Annotated in this window: 18 protein-coding genes; 14 read left to right on the forward strand and 4 right to left on the reverse strand. The window is 56.4% G+C overall.

What is annotated here, in order from left to right; translation table 11 throughout:
* The first annotated feature begins 72 nt into the window (after positions 1–72).
* From B9K09_RS03595 to B9K09_RS03630, 8 genes are read left to right on the forward strand one after another with little or no spacing between them, the layout of a single operon-like run.
* Positions 73–3,516 carry a phage tail length tape measure family protein gene (locus tag B9K09_RS03595; protein ID WP_087515540.1) on the forward strand — a complete coding sequence of 1,148 codons (3,444 nt, stop codon included), beginning with the start codon at positions 73–75 and terminating at the stop codon, positions 3,514–3,516.
* Positions 3,516–4,658, forward strand: a complete 1,143-nt coding sequence (locus tag B9K09_RS03600; protein ID WP_256574219.1) for a hypothetical protein — start codon at positions 3,516–3,518, stop codon at positions 4,656–4,658. The genes B9K09_RS03595 and B9K09_RS03600 overlap by 1 nt, the downstream gene beginning before the upstream one ends.
* A complete protein-coding gene (locus B9K09_RS03605; RefSeq protein ID WP_087515541.1) occupies positions 4,658–5,539 on the forward strand; it encodes a hypothetical protein in 882 nt (293 codons plus the stop codon). The genes B9K09_RS03600 and B9K09_RS03605 overlap by 1 nt, the downstream gene beginning before the upstream one ends.
* Positions 5,540–5,541: 2 nt before the next feature.
* Positions 5,542–7,257, forward strand: coding sequence for a hypothetical protein (locus tag B9K09_RS03610; RefSeq protein WP_087515542.1), 1,716 nt, complete (start codon positions 5,542–5,544; stop codon positions 7,255–7,257).
* Positions 7,247–8,068, forward strand: coding sequence for a phage BR0599 family protein (locus tag B9K09_RS03615; protein ID WP_087515543.1), 822 nt, complete (start codon positions 7,247–7,249; stop codon positions 8,066–8,068). The genes B9K09_RS03610 and B9K09_RS03615 overlap by 11 nt, the downstream gene beginning before the upstream one ends.
* A gap of 1 nt (position 8,069) precedes the next feature.
* The gene (locus B9K09_RS03620) at positions 8,070–8,300 is read left to right on the forward strand and encodes a hypothetical protein (protein ID WP_087515544.1); all 231 of its coding nucleotides are present in this window, start codon (positions 8,070–8,072) and stop codon (positions 8,298–8,300) included.
* A gap of 8 nt (positions 8,301–8,308) precedes the next feature.
* Positions 8,309–8,539, forward strand: coding sequence for a hypothetical protein (locus B9K09_RS03625; RefSeq protein WP_087518964.1), 231 nt, complete (start codon positions 8,309–8,311; stop codon positions 8,537–8,539).
* Entirely contained in the window at positions 8,523–10,697 is a 2,175-nt protein-coding gene (locus B9K09_RS03630; RefSeq protein WP_087515545.1) for a phage tail protein, read from the forward strand. The genes B9K09_RS03625 and B9K09_RS03630 overlap by 17 nt, the downstream gene beginning before the upstream one ends.
* A 368-nt stretch (positions 10,698–11,065) precedes the next feature.
* Here B9K09_RS03630 and B9K09_RS03640 read toward each other — a convergent pair whose 3' ends face one another.
* Complete coding sequence (locus tag B9K09_RS03640; protein WP_087515547.1) at positions 11,066–11,746, reverse strand: OmpW family protein; 681 nt, start codon at positions 11,744–11,746, stop codon at positions 11,066–11,068.
* A gap of 189 nt (positions 11,747–11,935) precedes the next feature.
* Here B9K09_RS03640 and B9K09_RS03645 point away from each other — a divergent pair, with 189 nt between their 5' ends.
* The 6 genes from B9K09_RS03645 to B9K09_RS03670 are packed head-to-tail and all read left to right on the forward strand — an operon-like array spanning position 11,936 to position 16,830.
* On the forward strand, positions 11,936–12,703 hold the full coding sequence (locus B9K09_RS03645; protein WP_087518965.1) for a DUF3450 domain-containing protein: 768 nt from the start codon (positions 11,936–11,938) through the stop codon (positions 12,701–12,703).
* On the forward strand, positions 12,703–14,064 hold the full coding sequence (locus B9K09_RS03650) for a MotA/TolQ/ExbB proton channel family protein (RefSeq protein WP_371917429.1): 1,362 nt from the start codon (positions 12,703–12,705) through the stop codon (positions 14,062–14,064). The genes B9K09_RS03645 and B9K09_RS03650 overlap by 1 nt, the downstream gene beginning before the upstream one ends.
* The gene (locus B9K09_RS03655) at positions 14,057–14,605 is read left to right on the forward strand and encodes a MotA/TolQ/ExbB proton channel family protein (protein WP_087515548.1); all 549 of its coding nucleotides are present in this window, start codon (positions 14,057–14,059) and stop codon (positions 14,603–14,605) included. The genes B9K09_RS03650 and B9K09_RS03655 overlap by 8 nt, the downstream gene beginning before the upstream one ends.
* Before the next feature lie 11 nt (positions 14,606–14,616).
* Positions 14,617–15,027: a biopolymer transporter ExbD gene (locus B9K09_RS03660; protein ID WP_087515549.1), complete on the forward strand. Its 411-nt coding sequence runs from the start codon at positions 14,617–14,619 to the stop codon at positions 15,025–15,027.
* The gene (locus tag B9K09_RS03665) at positions 15,027–15,719 is read left to right on the forward strand and encodes an energy transducer TonB (protein WP_087515550.1); all 693 of its coding nucleotides are present in this window, start codon (positions 15,027–15,029) and stop codon (positions 15,717–15,719) included. The genes B9K09_RS03660 and B9K09_RS03665 overlap by 1 nt, the downstream gene beginning before the upstream one ends.
* Before the next feature lies 1 nt (position 15,720).
* Complete coding sequence (locus B9K09_RS03670; RefSeq protein ID WP_087515551.1) at positions 15,721–16,830, forward strand: lipopolysaccharide assembly protein LapB; 1,110 nt, start codon at positions 15,721–15,723, stop codon at positions 16,828–16,830.
* A 434-nt stretch (positions 16,831–17,264) separates the two neighbouring features.
* Here B9K09_RS03670 and B9K09_RS03675 read toward each other — a convergent pair whose 3' ends face one another.
* Genes B9K09_RS03675 through B9K09_RS03685 form a run of 3 tightly spaced genes read right to left on the reverse strand, consistent with a single transcriptional unit; the run spans position 17,265 to position 19,775 of the window.
* The gene (locus B9K09_RS03675) at positions 17,265–17,801 is read right to left on the reverse strand and encodes a DUF3299 domain-containing protein (protein WP_371917430.1); all 537 of its coding nucleotides are present in this window, start codon (positions 17,799–17,801) and stop codon (positions 17,265–17,267) included.
* Positions 17,798–19,063, reverse strand: a complete 1,266-nt coding sequence (locus B9K09_RS03680; RefSeq protein ID WP_087515553.1) for an ABC transporter permease — start codon at positions 19,061–19,063, stop codon at positions 17,798–17,800. The genes B9K09_RS03675 and B9K09_RS03680 overlap by 4 nt, the downstream gene beginning before the upstream one ends.
* Position 19,064: 1 nt before the next feature.
* On the reverse strand, positions 19,065–19,775 hold the full coding sequence (locus B9K09_RS03685; RefSeq protein WP_087515554.1) for an ABC transporter ATP-binding protein: 711 nt from the start codon (positions 19,773–19,775) through the stop codon (positions 19,065–19,067).
* Positions 19,776–19,836: the final 61 nt, after the last annotated feature.

The raw sequence follows: 19,836 nt of genomic DNA on the forward strand, positions 1-19,836 counted from the left end.
TGCCTCGTCAAAATTACTTGGCATCACGCGCGCGCGAACATGACGGCATCCCTACCAGCCTGATGCCAGCCAATGAACAATCGTGGTGATATCGAATTTGCGCTACGCCTACGTACTGACCTTGAGCAAGGTCAACGTGAGCTTGAGGGCCTGGCTCAGTCCGTTGGAGAAATTGGTGATGCCGCCACGGCCTCAAGTTCACAGCTTAACCAGGTAGGCGAAACCGCCGCACAACAGGCTGCGCGTATTCGTTTGATGGTGGATGCCAGCCTGCAGCAGCAAGCCGCAGCTCAAGGCGTTACCGATAGTTTGCAGCGCTCGACCGCTGCAACCCAAGAAGCCAATAGCAGTTGGCAAGAAAATGCTGCTGCACAAACTCAGGCAATGAATGCCTATATCGCCAGCGAGCGCGCTGCCGAAAAAAAAGCAGCAGCGGATCTCAATGCCGCTGCTGCAGCAAAAAAAGCTGCCGGGTCAGTTGAACAAGAAGCCCAGGAGCTGCAGCAACTGCTGGGGAAAATCGATCCAGTTATTCGAAAGCTCGACGAACTGGACAACATGGAGCAAAAGCTGCGCAGTGCTCGCTCCAGTGGGCGGATCGATTTAGACACCTACACCGAGTTCAATAACAAGCTTCAGGAACAACGCAAACGCCTGGGCGGAACCTCAGACGCGATGCACAGCGGTGCTATCAGCGCTGGCCAGTACGAGCAGGCGATGCGCCAACTGCCGGCGCAGATCACTGACATTACTACTAGCTTGGCAAGCGGTATGCCGGTTTGGCTGGTGGCCACTCAGCAAGGTGGACAGATCATTGATTCGTTCGGTGGGTGGGCTGAAGCCGGTCGTGCGTTAATCAGTTCTATCAACCCCCTTACGTTGGCTATCGCCAGTATCACAGCTGTAGTGGGCGGTACTGCGCTAGCGTTTGTTCAGGGTGCTGCAGAAAATTACGAGTTTGAAAAAGCCATTTCTCTGACGGGAAACTCAGCTGGCGTGACTGCTGACAGCTTGGCGGAAATGGCCAAGCAGATCGATGGTATGTCAGGTACGCAGCGCCAGGCAGCTGCAGCACTGGCGGAAGTCACGGCAGCGGGTAAGTTTACAGCCGATCAGATCCTTTTGATCGGCACCACTGCGGTGGTGATGGAGAACAGCGTCGGCCAAGCAGTGAGTGCCACTGTCGAGGAGTTCAAACGCCTGGCTGACGAGCCTGCTCAAGCATCGGCAGCGCTAAATGAGCAATACAACTATCTGACCGTGGCGGTGTATGAGCAGATCGTCGCGCTTGAAGCACAGGGTGACTCAGCCGGCGCGACGCAATTGGCTATGGAGTCGCTTGCCAATGCAATGCAAGGGCGCGCCGCAGATATCGCAGGTCACCTAGGACTGATCGAGTCCGCTTGGGAAGGTATCAAGAATGTTGCGGGTGAGGCATGGGATGCCATGCTCGATGTCGGTCGTAAGGAAACACTTGAAGACCAGCTCGCGAGTGTTCAACGGCAACGCGAATCGGCCATGTACGGTGTGCGCGGTGACCGGGTTAATCCATCCATAGACCCTGCACAAGAAGCGCGCTTTGCAGCTGAAGAGAAAGATATTCGGCGGAAAATAGCGCTGGAGGCCGAGCAGGCTAAACAGACAGCGGACTCGGCGGCCAAAGAGCGTGAAGGTATTGCCGCATCACGCGAGCGCGCTAAAGCGGCCGATGCGTTTGTTAAAAGCACTGAGGGTCAGTTGCAGAGTCTGCTTAAGCTCACCAATGTGCAACGCGCTCAGCAGCTCATTCAGGAGCAAGGCATTGCTGCTACCAGCGAGCAGGCTGAACGCATACTCTCGGTGGCAGAAGCAGCAGACCAGCAAAAAGCAGCGAATGATGCCGAAGCCGAAGCCAAGCGCAAAGCAACTGCGGAGCAACGCAAGGCCACCCAAGCCCAAAAAGAAGCTGAACGTGCCAGTGCGGCGGCATTGCGCACCGCCGAGCAAGCCTCCCGTCAGCAACTGAACTATGTACAGGCTCTGGAAGATCAAGCCAGAAAACTTGGAATGACCGCAGCTGAAGTGCGTCAGTACGAACTGGCTGAGCGCGGTTTGGCTGGAGCGATGCAGGCGCGTGCTCAGGCGGCTCTGGTATTAATTGATGCAGCAGAGCGTCAACGTGAAGTTGATGCAGACAGCCAGCAGTTAAGCAGCATGCGTGCCGACCTGCTGGAGGCCCAGGGCGATCAATCCGGTGCTGCGGCTATTCAGATTGAGCAGCGTTATAGCAAGTTGATGGATCGGTTGCAGGCCCGAGGTGATCAGGCGGGCATTGATCTGGTCAACAGCTTGATCAACGTGGAACAGGCGCAGGCCCAGTTGGACCAACTCAACCAGGGCCTCGAACAAATTTTTGCCGAGCAGTCTCGCCGTGAACAGACGATCAATACCCAGCAGGATGCTGGACTGATCAGTGAACTGGGTGCGCGTCAGCAGATACTCGACCTGAACAAGTCAACCGCTGCCGAGGTTGAAAAACTGTTGCCGAAAATGCGCGAGCTGGCGGCTGTCACAGGTGATCCAGCGGCGATCGAGCGCATCAAGGATCTCGAAGTACGCCTGGGCAACCTTAAAACAGTCGCGAATGAGTTCAGTAATGCACTGAAGGCAGGCTTCGAGAACGGAATCCAGGGAGCGCTCAAAGGTCTTGCCGACGGCACAATGAACCTGCAGGAGGCGGCTACCTCGTTCCTCACCAGCATTGGCAGTGCGCTTGCTGACCTCGCATCTCAGCAACTTGCCAAGATGGCCACAGATAGTTTGTCTGGCCTATTTACGTCTGGTGCTGAGGTAGCAACTGACGCGGTCGCGGATACAGCATCTGCAACCGCCACAGCTGCAGCTATCACATCAGCGTCAACGGTTGGTGCTACTGCAATGGGTTCAGGGATTACTGCTGCCGGTGCCTCAGCAGCAGGAGTCATGGCCGCAAGTATCACGGCGGCGGGTGCATCTGCCGCCACTGCCATGGCGGCGGCTATAGCTTCATCAGGTGCTGCCAGCTCAGCCTCATCGGCATTGACGACTGCTGCATCGGTTGCAGTAGCTGCAGCAACTGGTGGACATATCACCGGTCCTGGTACGGGCACGTCCGACTCGATTCGCGCAGCACTCTCAAATAATGAGTTTGTCACCCGCGCAGCTGTGGTCACCCAGCCCGGAATGCTACCCGTCCTGCACGATATTAACGCGCGCGGCATGGTGGCTTTAGACGACTGGGCTGGTCGCGTTCGCCATAGCACCGGCGGTCTGGCTGGTGTGCCAGCACCGTCATTACCCGCCCCAACCATGAGTGGCAGCAAATTGGCAGACCCAGCCAAGTCAGGCGCCACCCTTAAAAACGACGTGAACCTCTACCTGATGCAAAACCCTGACGAGATTGCCTCGATGGCATGGGGCAAGTCAGGGAAAAACCACTTCTACATCGAGATGGAACAGAACGCCGCCACTGTGCGGCAGATATTGGGAATCAACTGATGCCTCATAAAATCGGCTTCGTCGACAACAGCAACGGCCAACTGGCCCACTACAACATGCTCGCGCAACTGCGGCACTTCTGCGGAGGTTTTGGTGACCTTGGCAGTATTACTCGGTCCGGTACCGGCAATGGCACGATCTCGGGTGTTGAGGCTTCGCCCAGCGCCGTTACCGAGACCTGGACCATCACCTGCACGATCGACGCCGTAGACGGAGGCACATTCTCGGTCGTCGGTTCGGTATCCGGGGCCCAAGCCGATGCGGTGGTGGGTACCCCATACGAAAACGGCCTGATCAAATTCCTGATCAGCGACGGCAGTACCGATTTCACTGTTGGCGCCACGATCAGCATACCTGTCACTCAGGGTGCAGCCAGTGCTGCAGGGGCAGTCTGGGAAGTACTGCGCTATGACACTGTTTCAGATAATCGCCAACTAATTCTCAAGGGTGCTGGCTACACCGGAGAGGAAGAGATCTTTGTAGGGTTTCGCACCTACCAAAGCGAACCGGCCGACTACTACAACCTGTTGGCTGGCGTATTTACAGGTTACGTACCTGGTAACAGTTTTGATTCCCAGCCTGGCGCTCGCCTGAGCGGCGTGCCTGCACACAACAACCGTATCGACTACTGGTTGACGCTCAACCCACAGCGCATCGCCATGGCCATGAAGGTGGGCACGCCGGTGTATGAGAGTTGCTATGTGGGCAAGTGTTTACCCTATGCCAGACCAAGCCAATACCCGTATCCGGTCGTGTGTAGCGGAATGTTGACTGGTGCCGCAGCGACACGATTCAGCGATACCAGTGAAAACCACACCATCGGCTATAAGGGCAACTCTGCACGACTAGGGCTGCGTTCAAATGACGGTTGGCTTGATGCCTATTGCTACCCATGGGGAAACTCCCGAATAGCTGGCTCGACTCAACTTCGAGATACCGGTGGCGTGTATCACCTTCTGCCGATCGAACTGCACGACAACACCGCAAATCTTTGGGGGGCGCTGGATGGAATCAGCTACATCACTGGATTCAACAATGCTGTGGAAAACACACTCACGATCGATGAAATAGATTACGTCGTGATCCAAGACGTGGCACGCAATGGTTTCACTGACTACTACGCACTAAGGATGGACGCCTAATGGCTTATTACAGTGGTTCGGCGAATGATATTTCTGAGGTGCGCGCGGCGCTGGTGGCTGCATGTGTTGCAGAGGGCTGGGGTTGGGATAGCGGCACGGAGATGTTGAGTAAGGGTGTAATGTTTTTGAGGCTGCAGATGGTCAGCGGGTATTTGACGCTGCTAGGACGGACAAGTGCTACAGGTGGAGATGCGCCCAGCGTAGTGCGCATGGGCCAGATAGGGGCGACTGCGATTACATGGCCAGTTGCATATAGTGTTTTCGTATTTGACGATGAGGTTTATTGCGTCATCAGATACAACGTTGACTATCATCTTTGGTGTGCATTCGGGCGTTCGACTGTGAGCGGCTTACCTGGAACTGGTATGTGGGTGGCCGCTTCGTGCCCTGCCGCAACAAGCACTAACCCACAAATTAACAAAAATTCTGGCCCTGTATCCTCATCGATATATATTTGCCCTGCATTATTTTGGCGGACATTAGCTGCTGCCAATTCCAACGAGTACTGGGTGCATTCTGATCTGGATGCACAGGGTTGGTGGAATGCTCAGACTGTATCAGGCAACTCAGTTGGTATAAGCCCATCCGTGCCACTAATCGGCATTCTGCCAAATAACTGGAATAGTGAATCAGTACTGTTACCTATTCGCAGTTATAAATTCAGGCCCTCATCAAAGATCACCCTGACAGTCGACTTACTCAATGCGCGGTACACACGGGTTGATAACTATTCGCCGGGTGAGATCATCCAAATTGGCGGCGAAAGATGGATGATCCTGCCGTTTTACAGGAAGAACTCTGCTGAGCGAGATGGGTACTCCGCGACGGGGGGTACCCACACAGGCACGTTTGGTTGGGCCATCCGCTACGAAGGTCCATAACAGTGGCCGTTCTCAGTGCTCAGCATGTTCAGAGTATCCTTGGCGGCCAGCTTGACAATGCCAACTTAACCGGCGATCACTGGCATTTCGCATGGGTCAATCAGTTCACTCCGTCTCCATATATTTCGGATGCACAGCTGATTGGTCAGGGTCTACTGATAGCCGCTTGGCCTGTAGAAGCCAATGGCCGAGAAATCGACGCGCAGCGCCTCAGCGCCTATGTCGATGACTATTACTACCGTATCCATATTAATCCGGCACAGCTCGACCTGGGGAATGTCGTGTCAGCACAGACCACCCCGGTGTTCCTATGGAACGCTTGGCTGGAGCCGCGAACGCTGAACAACATTGCAGGACTCGATGAAGGGGTGCTGGTCACTGGTCAGCCTGACCCACCAATGCTTTTTCCTGCACTGAAAGAGCTGGAGTGGCAATTAACTGTCACCCCCGATGGTCAGCCCGTATTGGACACAGTTGTTGAGTGGCAATTCGATAACGGTCGCAATGCCGGCATTCGCGTTACGGCCAATCGCATCATCGGCTGGGCATTCGTCCCCGACTGGGGGGACGGGATTATTGAGCGACTGTCAGCCTCAACTGACATCTTGCAGAGCGAGTCAGCAGTAAGTCAGCGCAGACAGCTGCGTCTGGCTCCTCGTCGCGAGTTCAGTGGGCAAATGTACGCCGAGGGGCGTGAGCGGCAGTTACTCGACCTTTCGCTGTTTGGTTGGAGCAATCGTATTTGGTCGATGCCAGTTTTCCCTGACGTCCAATTGCTACAGGTCGGTATTGGTGCCGATGTTGACTTTGTCCCATGCAGTACTCAATGGCTGGATTTCCGTGCCGGTGGCTTGGCCATGTTGCGCGGTGAAGATGCGTTTACTAGCGAAACAGTTGAGATTCTCGAAGTACTCAGTGGTGGCCTCCAGCTCAAACGCAATACCCAGCTGGCTTGGCCAGCAGGATCTCGCCTGTATCCGGCGCGCGCCGCGCAACTGCTTGAGGAACCGTCGCTATCGAAGCTCACCGATCGCCTGATCGAAGCTGAGGTGAGGTTTCTGATCGTAGAAGCATGTGATTGGCCGGAATGGTTACCCAACACTTTATATAGAGGACGCCCGGTATGGGACCGCAGCCCGGATGAGAGCGAGAACATCACTCACACCACTCAACGCTTGCGTCAAACCCTAGACAGTGGCTTTGCTCAACCACTGATTACCGACACCGCGAAACGCGCTTTACAAGTACTTGGCCAGCGTCACTTAGACCTTGGCCGCGAGGCACGTGCAATGGTTCGTTCGTTCATTTATGGCATGCGCGGCAGGCAAAAAGTTGTGTGGGTGCCGAGCCACATGGACGACCTGACTTTAGTTGCCACGATTTCGGCGGTGGCCACCACATTGGATATCGCCTACATCGGGTACACGCGATTCAGTGCAGGTGAACCTGGTCGTCGTGATATCCGTATCGAGTTGGCTGACGGCTCGACATTTATGCGGCGTTTGATCGGTTCTATTGAGTTGAGCACCCAAATAGAACGTGTGGCAATGGATAGTCCATTGGACGTCGAAGTGCATCCAAATCAGGTTGTACGGATCAGTTGGATGAACTTAATGCGCTTCGAGAATGATGTTCAGGAAATTGAGCACATGACCGACAGCCAAGGTGTTGCCGCCTGGGCAACGGTGTTTCGTGAGGAGCGTGACGATGAGTTTTGACAGCCGCGAGCAGTCGTTAGACGCCGGTACACCGGTACGCTACTACGAGTTTCGCCGAGGTGTGTTGCGCTGGCTGTACAACAGCAGTGACCGCGACATCAGCATTGGTACACAGGTGTATCGAACCTTGCGTGGTGGCATCAGCGACAACGGGATTCGCCAGTCCGGCGTAGCCAAACAGGACTCGCTAGTAATCACCGCCCCGGCCGATCTAGAGGTCGCCCAACTGTTCCGCAACACTCAGCCGAGCGCTAAGATTGGCCTGATCATCTACGACGGCCACTATGGCGAGCCCGAGCGCAAGTGGCGCTATACAGGCAGCGTTGCTAGCGTGCGGTGGCCAACTCTAGATAGCTGCCGTGTCACCTGCCAGGACATCGACGCCGATATGGAGCGGCCCGGATTGGTGGATACCCACAGCCGCACCTGCACCACTTACCTGGGCTCGCCCTGGTGCAAGGTTGACCTGAACCCATACCGCGTCGAGACCACTATTCAGTCTTTGACAGGTGCCAGCATCAGCAGTGGCGCCTTCGCGGCCTTCTCGGACGGCTGGTTCAATGGCGGCTGGGTGGAGTGGCCCATCGGCCAAGGCGAGTACGACAGTCGTACCATCGAATCTCATGCCGACAGCACCTTGATCCTGCTGGGGGGCACTCTGGCGTTGTCGGCCGGCCAGGCTATCCGCGTCTACCCAGGCTGTGATTTCCTCGCGACGACGTGCCACAACAAGTTCGACAACTTACCCAACCTCCGGGCCATGCCTCAGATGGATGGCAAGAGCCCCTTCGACGGCGAACAGGTGTTCTGACATGTGGGTACAGATTGCAATCCTGGTTGTCTCCTACCTCATCAACCAAGCCAACCAGCCAAAGCCGACCAAGCCTAAGCCAGCCGCGTTCCAAGACTTCGACTTCCCACGCTGCGACGAGGGCACCGAGAAAGAGTGGATCTTCGGCCAGGTCTGGGGGAAGGACTGGATGGTACTGGCAGTGCGCAACCAGCGCAGCCAGGCGATCAAGGTAAAAGGGAGCAAGAAATGAGTGAGCAACTGATCGTGACCATTCAGCACCTTCATACGGTTCCTACCTGGACGACTAGGACGGGCTATTGCGCCCGCCAGTCGCGTGCTTTCTTTGCCGAGCATGGCTTGGACTGGCTGGACTTCGTACGTACCGGCATCGATGCAGATGTGCTGATAGCAACTGGCAACGCACTCGCTCTGCACTTAGTCGAACACGCCCGCAATGTTGAGGAGGCCCGCGATGGGAGCCAAGCCTAAATCGCAAACAGTTGGATTTCGCTACAGCTTCGATATCCATGGTGCAATCGGCAAAGCCGTCGACGGACTGCTGGCCATTCGTGCCAATGGCAAGTCGGCCTGGTCGGGAAATGCCACGAGCAATCAGACGATCAATGTCGATGCCCCGAACCTGTTCGGCGGTGATAAAGGCGAAGGCGGTATCCAGGGCCGTTTCGATCTAATGCTCGGTGAGGAGGATCAGGCGCTCAATCAGAGTCTGGCTGCAGCTTTGGGCGGTGAATTGGTGCCGAACTTCCGAGGCTTCGCTGGGTTCTTCTTTTCTGGTCTGGTGACGTCAATCAACCCATACCCGAAACCATGGGAGCTGTTGCGGTACCGCAGGGTGAAGGGTTGGGATGGGGCAGTCTGGTACCCGGAGACCTGTGCGATCGATCTTGCTGATGGCCAAGTACGTGCGATGAATCCGGCGCATATCCTCTATGAGATATACACCAACCGAGAGAACGGCCTCGGTGTTGACCGCTCTATGATCGACGATACGCAATGGCGCGCCTCGGCGCTTAAGCTGTACAACGAAGGCTTCGGTCTGTGCATCGGGTGGAAGCGATCGACAGGCTCGCTGGGTGATTTTCGCGATCAGATCTGCGACCACATCGGCGCTTACTGCGGTCCCGATCGCAATACTGGCCTTATCACCCTTAAGCTGGTCCGTGACGACTACGACGTCGAGACGCTGCCGCTGTTCGACGAAGATAGCGGTCTGCTCAGTATTGAAGAAGATGAGGCCAGCAGCGCTCTGATCGCCCCTAGCCAGCTGTTCGTTGAGTTCATTGACGCTATCACCGGCGAGACCCGGCGCGCTCGGGCGGTCAATCAGGCGATCGCACAGTTGCAGGGCGGGCCATCTGCCGAGACAGTGACTTACCCTGGCATCCCTACCGCAGAACTTGCAGGGCGTGTTGTACAGCGTGATATGCGAGTCCGGGCCAGTAACCTGCGTAAGTACAAGGTGAAACTGGATCGCCGAGGAGCTGGTATTGGCCCGGCTGACGCCTTCCGCATTCGATCGTTGAAGCGCGGTATCGAGGAGGTTGTTGTCCGTGCTGGTCGGATCGAGGACGGCACCTTGAGCGGCGCCGCTATCACTATCACCGCTCTGCAGGATGTGTTCGGCTTGCCTGCTGCATCCTTCGTTGCGGTGCCACCCAGCGGTTATGTACCGCCCGACCGCACACCGCAGCCCATCAGTCTGCGTCGCCTGATGGAAGTTCCATATCGTGAGCTTTCCGGGGTGATCGATCCAGCCAACCTGGCCTTGGTGGATGTCTCGTCCGCTTGGCTATCGACATTGGCGGCGAAGCCCACTGGTCTGTCGCTCAGTTACAACCTCACCACTCGACCTGGTGGCAGCGGTGCGTTTGTCGACCGCGACAGTGCAGACTGGTGTCCGACCGCCCAACTGGTGGCGCAACTCTTGCCAAGCGATACGGAGGCGGTGCTCACAGATGGCATCGACCTCAACCGCGTGACAGTTGGCCAGGCGGCGTTGCTGGGGGAGGAAATTGTGCGGGTGGATGCGATCAACCTAGTCAGCGGCGCCATCACCTTGGGACGCGGTTGCGCCGACAGCGTGCCGGATCAGTTGCATGCGGCTGGCACGCGGATCTGGTTCTACGATGGCTTTGAGGGTGTGGACGAGACGGAGTACTCCTCCGGGGTCACCATGCAAGCCAGGCTGTTAACCAACACCAGTATTGGCCAGCTCGTTCCTGGACTGGCTAGCACCGACAGTCTAGCCCTGCAGGGTCGCCAAGGGAGGCCATACCCTCCGGGGCAGTTCACCCTGAACGGCACCAGTTGGCCAACCGCGATCGAGGGCGACGTAGTGATTGAGTGGGCCCACCGTGACAGGCTGGGTCAGGCCGACCAGTTGATCGATACGACAATGGGTAACATCGGCCCAGAAGCAGGTACGACTTATAGCGCCAGACTGCTTCGCGCTGATACCAGCGCTGTATTGGCTGTTGAGACAGGCATCAACGGGACTTCATCGACATTAGCAACCACATACGAAGGTGCAGTAATCGTTGAGCTATGGTCGGTTAGAGAGGGGTTGGAGAGTCAGCAGCGACACAGATGGTCAATTGAACACACGGTTGCGCCAGTTGGACCGTAAAAGGACTTATTCGATTAATTGAATGACGATATAGTCTGGTGTCAGTTCTCATATAAAGGATGAGTTAGCTATGACAAGACCTATCAATAGCACTATCAGCAGCGGGTGGAAGGCAGAGTCAGAACCGCTGCCGGAGGCGTCAGAACTAGAGTTTCTTCGCTGGTTCTACAGTAATACTGATGATGTGACTCGCAATGCTTTGGTGAAGGAGTTCCACCTAAAGCAGCAGAAGGCCCTCCCGAAGAACCTTCGCTAACCCATCCCAATTATGAAATTCCTTTGCCGTATGGTTAAAACCATCCATACGGCATTTATCGCGCGTTAGGCCTCAGTTTTTCGCGCGGCGCTACACAAGGTGGGGTTAAGCTTTAGAACTTGTAGCCCAGACCGACCATATAAACCCATGGGTCTACATCCACGTCGAGCTTCAAGTTACCCACGCCGGCTAAGTCCGCGTGGGCGTTGGTGTCGATATCGATATAACGTACCTGGCCGTTGACCATCCAGTGGTCGTCGATCATGTAGTCGGCGCCAATTTGTGCGGCAGCGCCCCATGAGTCACTCAGATCAAGATTACTAAAGCCTTTGGCTTCGGCGCTGCTTGAGGTGTCGGCGTCATAGAAAGCGGTGTAGTTGATACCAATACCGACGTACGGTTGGAACGCATAGTTCTTGTCTAGCGGGTAGTAGATCAGGCTCAGGGTCGGTGGTAGTTGTTTAACGTCACCGAGGTCGCCATTCAAACCTGCTAAACCTCCTTGCAGGCCGTGTACACCCACATCGTGGCTGAACGGTGTGGCGGCCAGCAGTTCGATACCCAAATGGTCGGTCATCATGTAGGCAAAGTTGAGGCCCAATTGAGTGTCGCTTTCAACCGTTGCGCCACCACCCAGGTCACCCAGTGGGCTCTTCACGCCAGAGCTGTCTTCATTAGGATCAACGGTAATAGCACCTGCGCGGACAATGATGTCTCCAGCTTCATATGCGTGAGCAAAACTAGGGGCGATCGCAAGGGCAAGCAGTGGAGCTATGAGTGTGTATTTATTCATGGATAACTCCTATTGAGTCATTGGGGCTGTCTGATGGATAAATCATAGCTAACTATCGAAAACAGATATTGATCCAGCTCAATTAAGTCGGCTGATTGCCTTTTTAGAGCATTCACTCATTGCCTTTGCTTACGAATAAAGATGATAATGGTTCTCTTTAACGAGTCTGACGCAGAGGATTTTCACCGCATGAGCCCGTACCCCATCCGCTTATTGGCGGCAGCGTTGATGTTTTCGAGCGCCACCGTGAGCGCTGCTCCATTAGGCGCGGCATTGGATGAAAGCCAAGGTTTGGCTGCTGACGCCAAGGCCTCTCAAGCGCGCATTGAAAAGCTCGATGACGCCAGCCGAGAAATGCTCATCGAATACCGCAGTGCGCTGGAGCAAGCTGAGGCATTGAAGGGCTACAACGTGCAGTTGCGCGAATTGGTCGCCGCGCAGCAAAAGGAGCTGGCGGGTTATCAAGCGCAGCTCGACGGTATTGAGCGTACCCAGCAAGCAGCCACTCCGCAGATGCGCAAAATGGTTGAGGTGCTCGGTGAGTTCATTAGTGCCGATGTGCCCTTTCTGCCGGAAGAGCGCGCTGATCGCCTGGCGCAACTGCAAGACTTGTTGCCGCGTGCGGATGTCAGCCTAGCTGAAAAATATCGCCGTATTCTTGAGGCCTACCAAGTTGAAAGCGACTACGGCCGCACGCTTGAAGCCTGGCGTGGTGAGCTGGATGGCGAGCAGGGCGTGCGCAGTGTTGAGTTCCTGCGTTTAGGCCGCGCAATGATGTATTACCAGACCCTTGATGGCCATGAGAGCGGTTGGTGGAATTCGCAGGCGCAGGCCTGGCAGGTGCTTGATAACAGCGCGCGTCGACCGCTGCACCAAGCCATTGCCATTGCTCGTCAAGAGCAGGCGCCAGCATTGCTCGAACTGCCGGTTAAGACTTTGAACCAAGGGGCCCAGTAATGAGTTTTGTGATGAAGCGTGGGTTGATCGCGGCGCTGGTTTTGAGTGTGCTGCCAGTGGCCGTCAGTGCGGCTGAACCGCTGAGCCCAGACCAACTGCTAGAACGTATTCGCAGTGAGCGTGCCGCTGAAGTCAGCGCCATGCAGCAACGTGAACAAGCATTCGTCGCTGAGCGTGGCGAGCGTGCGCAGCTCTTGGCCAAGGCCAAAGCTTCCTTGGCTGAGCAAAAGGCGGAAGCGGAACGCTTGAAGGCCGATTTTGATCGTCAGGAAAGCGAGCTCGCTGAGCAGGAGAAGCTGCTGCAGCAACGTTCGGGCAGTTTGGGTGAGTTGTTTGCAGTGGTTCGTCAGAGTGCCGGTGATGTCGCTGGGCAATGGCAAGATAGCCTGCTCAATGTGCAATACCCAGAACGCATCCAGCGTTTGCAGGCATTGTCAGAAAATCGTGCATTGCCATCGGCCCAAGACCTTGAAGATTACTGGATGGTGTTGCTCGAAGACCTCACTGCCAGTGGCCGAGTTGAGCAGGTTGAGCTGCCGGTGGTTGCCGCCGATGGCACACGCAAGCAGCAACCGGTACTGCGTGTAGGTGCGTTCTCTGCTTTCAGTGACGGCCAGTTCTTGCGCTACGACGCCGATTCGCATGAGTTGCTGGTGCCTGCGCGACAGCCGTCGGGTTCAGGTCTGGTGAGTGATTATCTGGCGAGTAAAGAACCGTTGGCTGTACTGCCGATTGATCCAAGTCGCGGCACAATTCTGGCGCAATTACAGCGTAAGCCAAGTCTGTGGGATCGCCTGCAACAGGGTGGTTTGGTCGGGTGGGTAATTGTTGCCCTCGGCGTGCTGGGTCTGCTGCTGGCGCTCTGGCGCATGGTGTACCTGGCTAAGGTGAGCCGTGGTGTGGGTGCGCAAATGCACAACCTCAGCGCCCCCAATGATCAGAACCCGTTGGGCCGTGTAATCGGTGTGCTGGGGCCGAATCCGCAGCTGTCTGACTTGGAGACATTGGAGCTCAAGCTCGACGAAGCGATTCTTCAGGAAACCCCGCCGCTGGAGAAAGGCCAGGGGCTGCTCAAGCTGCTGAGTGCGGTTGCGCCATTGCTCGGCCTGCTGGGTACGGTGACCGGCATGATCGTTACCTTCCAAGCCATCACCCAAGGTGGTGGCGGCGACTCGCGACTGATGGCCGACGGGATCTCGCAAGCATTGGTGACCACTGTACTCGGCTTGGTGGTGGCGATTCCGCTGCTGTTCTTGCACAGCTTGCTGGCGAGTCGCAGTAAAGCCCTGATTCAGTTACTTGAACAGCAAAGCGCCGGTTTGATCGCGCTGCACCTGTCTGGGGCGCCGCGTCGTGACTGATCTATTCGCCTTATGGCTGCGTGTAACCGACAGCGCCTATGCGTTGCTTGATTTCATGAGCGCGGGCGGTGTGGTGATGTGGGCGTTGGCTGGGTTGTGCGTGGTGTTCTGGACGCTGGTACTTGAGCGTTTCTGGTTTATGCGCAAGGTCTTCCCGGTATGGGTCGATGAGCATCGCCATGCTTGGCAGCAAATGCTGCAAGACGACTCTGGCAGTTGGCAGCGTGCCGTGCGCAGTGCTTGGTTAGCCCAGGCGCGGCAACATTTGATGGGGCCATTGCGCCTGAGCAAAACCCTGGTGGCGATGTATCCGCTGCTGGGTTTGCTCGGCACCGTTAGCGGCATGGTTGCAGTGTTTGATGTGTTGGCATTGAGCGGCACCGGCAACCCGCGCGGAATGGCCGCGGGTGTCTGGCAGGCGACATTGCCAACCATGGCCGGCATGGTGCTGGCGATTACTGGATTGTTCAGCCTGGCGCGTCTTGAACGTAACGCCCGTCAGGCAATTGAGCGGCTGGCTGACCAGCTGCGACACGACTGAGATAGCTAATCATGAGAATGCGCCGTCACCATCAGCAAGACGAAGACACCGGCATCGACCTGACGCCGATGCTCGATGTGGTCTTTATCATGCTGATTTTCTTTATCGTCACCAGCTCGTTTATCAAAGAGTCTGGCGTCGAGGTTCAGCGCCCGGAGGCGCAAACAGCCAGTCCTCAGGACAAAGGCAACATCCTCATCGCGATTACCGCTGATGGACAGGTATGGATGGATAAAAAAGTGGTTGATGTGCGCAGCGTTCGCGCTAATGTTGAACGCATGCGTGTCGACCAGCCCGAAGGTGCGGTAGTGGTCCAGGCTGATCAGGATGCTCGCACTGGTTTGGTGGTGCAGGTGATGGATCAGGCGCGTCTGGCTGGTGTTCAGGATGTTGCGCTGGCCGCCACCTCGGGAGCGCTTTGATGCGTTTGGCGTGGTCGTTTATAAGTGCCTGCTTGATCGCAGTACTGCTGTTTGCGTTGATGTTGTATATGGTCGCGCCGCCCACCAGTCAGCCGTCCGATGAACCCGTGACGGTGGCAAACTTTGTGCGTATGGATACCAGTTCCAGCGACACGGCAACGCGGACGCGTCAGCAAGCGCCGCAGCCGCCACAACCGCAGACACCGCAGCCGCCGACGCCGCCAACACCGGTTGCGTCGACACCGAATGCGAGCATGCCGAAGCTGGATATTGACCTGCCAACCATGAACAGTGGCGTGGCGGTAAACAGTGCGCCAACGCCGAATCTGACCGGCCTCGTGGCTGGCGCTGCTGCGCCGAGTGCGCCGGCCCCGGCTCCGGCAGCAGACGCAGGTGCGCAGTCCGGTGGTCCTGAAAGTGAGGTTATGCCGCTCAACGATGTGAGCCCGCAGTATCCACGTTATGCGTTACAGCGGGGCATTGAAGGCCACGTAAAACTGGCTTTCACAATCAACCGTGCGGGTGCGGTTGAGAACGTGCGGGTGCTTGAGGCCAGTCCCAAGAATGTATTTGAGCGTGAAGCCCGCCGCGCAGCTGTGCGTTGGCGTTTCGCTCCGCGCACCGAAGGTGGTTTGGCGGTGGCGCGTGAGGCAGTAAAAACTTTGTACTTCCGTTTACAGGGAGATAGCTAAAATGATCCGTCTAGCACTGATTTTTAGTTTTCTGGTCAATCTCAGCATGGCCAGTGAAGTATTCGCCGCCGGGCAAACGGTGGAGCCCAGCGTGATGCGGGCTTTGAACACTGCCCAGGTCGCGCAGCAAAAGGGTGACTATGCTGCGGCTGAACGTGCTCTTGATGGTGTAAAAGGTGAGGCGGGTAGCCTCGAGGAAACCTTGTTGTGGCGCAGCCATGGCTACCTTGCTTGGGCGCAAGGACGCAACGGCAAGGCGATTGAGTTTCTCGACAAGGTCGTCAAAAGTGGCAAGCTCGACGACGCTTCACAAGCCAATGAAAAGCTCAATTTAGCCAAGCTGAACCTGACACAGCAGCGCTATAAAGAAGTTATCCGCTTGCTCACCCCCGTTCCGGCTAAGGCCAGTGAAGAAGTTTTGCAGATGCTGGTGCAGTCTTACCAGGCATCCGGCCAACCCGCGAAAGCACTGCCTTTGGCTGAGCGCTATGTGCAGGCTCACCCACGTGCAGAAGATCGCTGGTTGCAGTTTTTGGTCGGGGTTAACGCTGATCTAAAGCGCTACTCGGCGGCCGAAAAGTGGCAGCAGCAGTTGCTCGCCCGCAGCCCGAATGATGTTCAGCATTGGCGTCAGTTGGCAGCGCTGCAGCAACTTTCCGGACATTATGAAAATGCCTTGGCAACCTTGCGTACGGCGCGTACCAAAGGCCTGAACTTCAATGCCAAAGAGCTGGATAACCTGACCTTGCTGGCCAGCGCCGCTGATCAGCCGTGGCAGGGCGCCAAACTACTCAAAGGTATGCTTGATCAAGGGTTGCTGGCGAACAACAGCACACGCCAGGAGCGCCTTGGCTTGTTCTACTGGCAAGCACGTGATCGAGCCCATGCGGTAGAGGTTTATCGTCAACTGGCTAGCGCTTCAGGTAGCGGCAAACACTGGATGAATGTGGCGCAGCTGGAGTTGGAGCAGTCACGCTGGAAGGCTGGGCTGGCCGCACTGAAGAAAGCTGAAAGCGCTGGCGCCGACCAGCGTCAAGTGCGTGAGTGGCGAAACTGGGCGGAAAATGAGTTGAATGCTGGCGCCAATGACCGTCTCGCCAGCACTCACTAGGGTGGGAGACGCTTTTTACCCACCATTTCGGCTACATAGGTTCATGCCATTCGCCCATGTTTGAGCGGTTCGGCGTTGGAGCCATGGCGGACAAGCTTCGCGTTGTCCGCCCTACGAAGATCGGGTACGTTGAGGCTCGAATTCGTAGGGTGGGTAATGTTTTTCTACCGACCATTTCGGCTACATAGGTTCATGCCATTCGCCCATGTTTGAGCATTTCGATGCTTGAACCATGGCGGACAAGCTTTGCGTTGTGCGCCCTACGAAGATCGGGTGCGTTGAGGCTCGAATTTGTAGGGTGGGTAATGTTTTTCTACCCACCATTTCGGCTACATAGGTTCATGCCACTTGCTCATGTTTGAGCATTTCGTTGCTTGAACCATGGCGGACAAGCTTCGCGTTGTCCGCCTTGCGGAAGGTGATTGAGCTGGTTGTTACTCGCCTTCCGGCAATTCGTATGGATAGATCTTCTGGGCGCTCATCTGGTAACCGGCATCCGCCAGTTCGCTGGTGCTTTGCTCAACCTTGAGCGGCCCTTCGACCCAGAATGGTTGGTACAAGGTATCAAGCTTGACCCCAAGCTCGGTGGTGATGTGCACGATCTGGTTGGACGGTGGTGGCGGCACATGGATGCATGCGCCGAAGTACGGCACCAACAGGAACTCGGTCACCCGACCTTCATCCGTCGCATCCAGCGGCACGATATAACCCGGCAGCTTCACCGCGACACCATCCAGATTTTTAACCACGGGCGCAGCTGGCGATAGCTGCTTCATGCCTGGGCCTGTCTCTGACAAGGTGTCGCCCAACTGCGACAAGTCATGCATGGGCGCCATTTGTGTGACCACCGGTGGTGCGTTCGGCGGGATCAGCTCTGACCAAGTCAGCTCGCGTGGCTCTGCCGCCCACAGCGAGGTGGACATGGCCAGGATTAGGACGCCAAGGGCGGTGCGCTGCATGGTTAACCTCATAAACGAATTGAAAGACCGTCAGCCAGAGACTGTCGGTATGCACGCCATGCAGGTACACAACCCATCAGCAGTGCAGCGCCAAGGATACCGCCGAGCAGCATCCACTCATAGCCACTGGGCGCATTGAGTGGCAAATAGAGGCCGTAGTTAGCTTGTACATAGCTTTGCACCGCGGCGATGCCTACATACAACAGCAGCAAGCCCAGCAGCACACCCGCCAACGCCAGAGTAAAGGCCTCAAAGATCAACAGGCTGGCGATATGCCAAGGACGCGCACCGACTGAGCGCAGAATAGCCATTTCGCGGCGACGCTCATTGAGGCTGGTCAGAATCGCGGTGAGCATGCCGATCAAACCGGTGATAACCACAAACAGCGACACCACAAACAAGGCTTTCTCGGCGGTGCCCATTAAGCCCCAAAGCTCTTGCAAGGCAACCCCAGGCAGAATCGCCAGCAGGGGTTCGCCGCGAAACTCATTGATATCGCGCTGCAAGCTAAAGGTGGCGATTTTGCTTTTCAGACCGAGCAACACAGCGGTTATGGCTGTCGGTTGCAGGTGCATGCCGCGCACTTGATCTGCGCTGATTTTATCTGCGCCTCGTGCTGGCATGCCGTTTTTCCAGTCAACGTGCAGAGCTTCCATCCCGGCTAGCGAGATATGCAGCGTGCGGTCGACCGGTGTACCGGTGCGTTTGAGAATACCGACCACGTGAAAGGGTTTGTCGTCGTGCTTAACCAGACTGATGGTGGCAACGCCGTGGGCCAGAACCAGCTCATCGCCAAGTTTGTAATGCAGGGCGTCGGCGACCTCAGCGCCGAGTACGACCTCAAACGGGTCATCAGCAAACTCACGGCCCTGGCTCAGCTCCAAGGGCTGTTGGCGAGCGTAGCGGTAATGCTCGAAGTAATCAGTGTTAGTGCCCATGACCCGGTAGCCACGGTGCGAGTCACCCAACGAAATCGGAATTGCCCACTTAACCCGTGGGTTTTGCGTCAGCTGTTCAAAGCTGTCCCAGCGAATGTTGTTAGTCGCATTGCCGATGCGGAATACCGAGTACAGCAACAAGTTGATTGAGCCGGAGCGGGCGCCGACGATTAAATCGGTACCGCTGATGGTGTTGGCAAAGCTGGCGCGGGCTTCGGTGCGCACGCGTTCAACGGCGAGTAATAGGCAGACCGACAAGGCGATGGCGAAAACAGTGAGCAGGGCAGTGAAGCGGCGGTTGCTTAAGCTAGCCAGCGCCAGACGAAATAAATACACCTTAAATCTCCTGTGGCCGAGTGGCGCGGTTAAGTTCGGCAAGCGACAGGTTGCGATCGAACAGTGGTGCGAGGCTCTGGTCATGGCTGACAAACAGCAAGCTGGCGCCGACTTCGCGGCATTCCGCAAACAACAGTTGCAAGAAGGCTTCGCGCGCGTCGGCATCAAGTGCTGAGGTGGGTTCGTCGGCGATGACTAATTCTGGTTGGCCGATCAGGGCGCGAGCGGCTGCAACTCTTTGTTGCTGGCCGATTGACAGTGAGTCAGCACGGCGCTCGAGTAGTGTTGGCTCCGTTAGACCGAGATGCGCCAGCAAGCTAGAGGCTGCCTTGGCAACACTGCCATAGCGATGACAGGCACGATTATTTCTGATGCTAGAAAAATGACAAGGCAGCTCGACATTTTCGCGCACTGATAAAAACGGCAGCAGGTTGAATTGCTGAAAAATGTAGCCGGTATGATTGACTCGAAAGCTATCTCGCGCCCCGGATGACAATGCACTCAGGTCTTGGTCGAGCAGTTTAATCAGGCCTCGGTCAGGCTTTTGCACGCCACCCAGCAAACCCAGCAGAGTGGTTTTGCCGCTGCCGCTCGGGCCTTTGAGAAATAACGTCTCGCCGCGTTGCAGTGTAAAGCTGGGAATATCAAGCAGCTCGGGCTGGCCGGGCCATGCGAAGCCGAGGTCAGTGAGGCTAATCAGTGCTGAGGTCATGAATGCAACGGCCCGGTTGCCCGGGCCGGTCTATGCTGAAATGAACAGGTCTGGAGTGCCT

The sequence above is a fragment of the Pseudomonas sp. M30-35 genome (assembly GCF_002163625.1).
GTDB lineage: Bacteria > Pseudomonadota > Gammaproteobacteria > Pseudomonadales > Pseudomonadaceae > Aquipseudomonas.

What these genes read in the sequence shown, in the direction of transcription:
- B9K09_RS03595 (WP_087515540.1), top strand. Translation starts at nt 73, where the DNA reads ATGAACAATCGTGGTGATATCGAATTTGCGCTACGCCTACGTACTGAC.
- B9K09_RS03600 (WP_256574219.1), top strand. Translation starts at nt 3,516, where the DNA reads ATGCCTCATAAAATCGGCTTCGTCGACAACAGCAACGGCCAACTGGCC.
- B9K09_RS03605 (WP_087515541.1), top strand. Translation starts at nt 4,658, where the DNA reads ATGGCTTATTACAGTGGTTCGGCGAATGATATTTCTGAGGTGCGCGCG.
- B9K09_RS03615 (WP_087515543.1), top strand. Translation starts at nt 7,247, where the DNA reads ATGAGTTTTGACAGCCGCGAGCAGTCGTTAGACGCCGGTACACCGGTA.
- B9K09_RS03620 (WP_087515544.1), top strand. Translation starts at nt 8,070, where the DNA reads ATGTGGGTACAGATTGCAATCCTGGTTGTCTCCTACCTCATCAACCAA.
- B9K09_RS03630 (WP_087515545.1), top strand. Translation starts at nt 8,523, where the DNA reads ATGGGAGCCAAGCCTAAATCGCAAACAGTTGGATTTCGCTACAGCTTC.
- B9K09_RS03640 (WP_087515547.1), bottom strand. Translation starts at nt 11,746, where the DNA reads ATGAATAAATACACACTCATAGCTCCACTGCTTGCCCTTGCGATCGCC.
- B9K09_RS03645 (WP_087518965.1), top strand. Translation starts at nt 11,936, where the DNA reads ATGAGCCCGTACCCCATCCGCTTATTGGCGGCAGCGTTGATGTTTTCG.
- B9K09_RS03650 (WP_371917429.1), top strand. Translation starts at nt 12,703, where the DNA reads ATGAGTTTTGTGATGAAGCGTGGGTTGATCGCGGCGCTGGTTTTGAGT.
- B9K09_RS03660 (WP_087515549.1), top strand. Translation starts at nt 14,617, where the DNA reads ATGAGAATGCGCCGTCACCATCAGCAAGACGAAGACACCGGCATCGAC.
- B9K09_RS03665 (WP_087515550.1), top strand. Translation starts at nt 15,027, where the DNA reads ATGCGTTTGGCGTGGTCGTTTATAAGTGCCTGCTTGATCGCAGTACTG.
- B9K09_RS03670 (WP_087515551.1), top strand. Translation starts at nt 15,721, where the DNA reads ATGATCCGTCTAGCACTGATTTTTAGTTTTCTGGTCAATCTCAGCATG.
- B9K09_RS03675 (WP_371917430.1), bottom strand. Translation starts at nt 17,801, where the DNA reads ATGAGGTTAACCATGCAGCGCACCGCCCTTGGCGTCCTAATCCTGGCC.
- B9K09_RS03685 (WP_087515554.1), bottom strand. Translation starts at nt 19,775, where the DNA reads ATGACCTCAGCACTGATTAGCCTCACTGACCTCGGCTTCGCATGGCCC.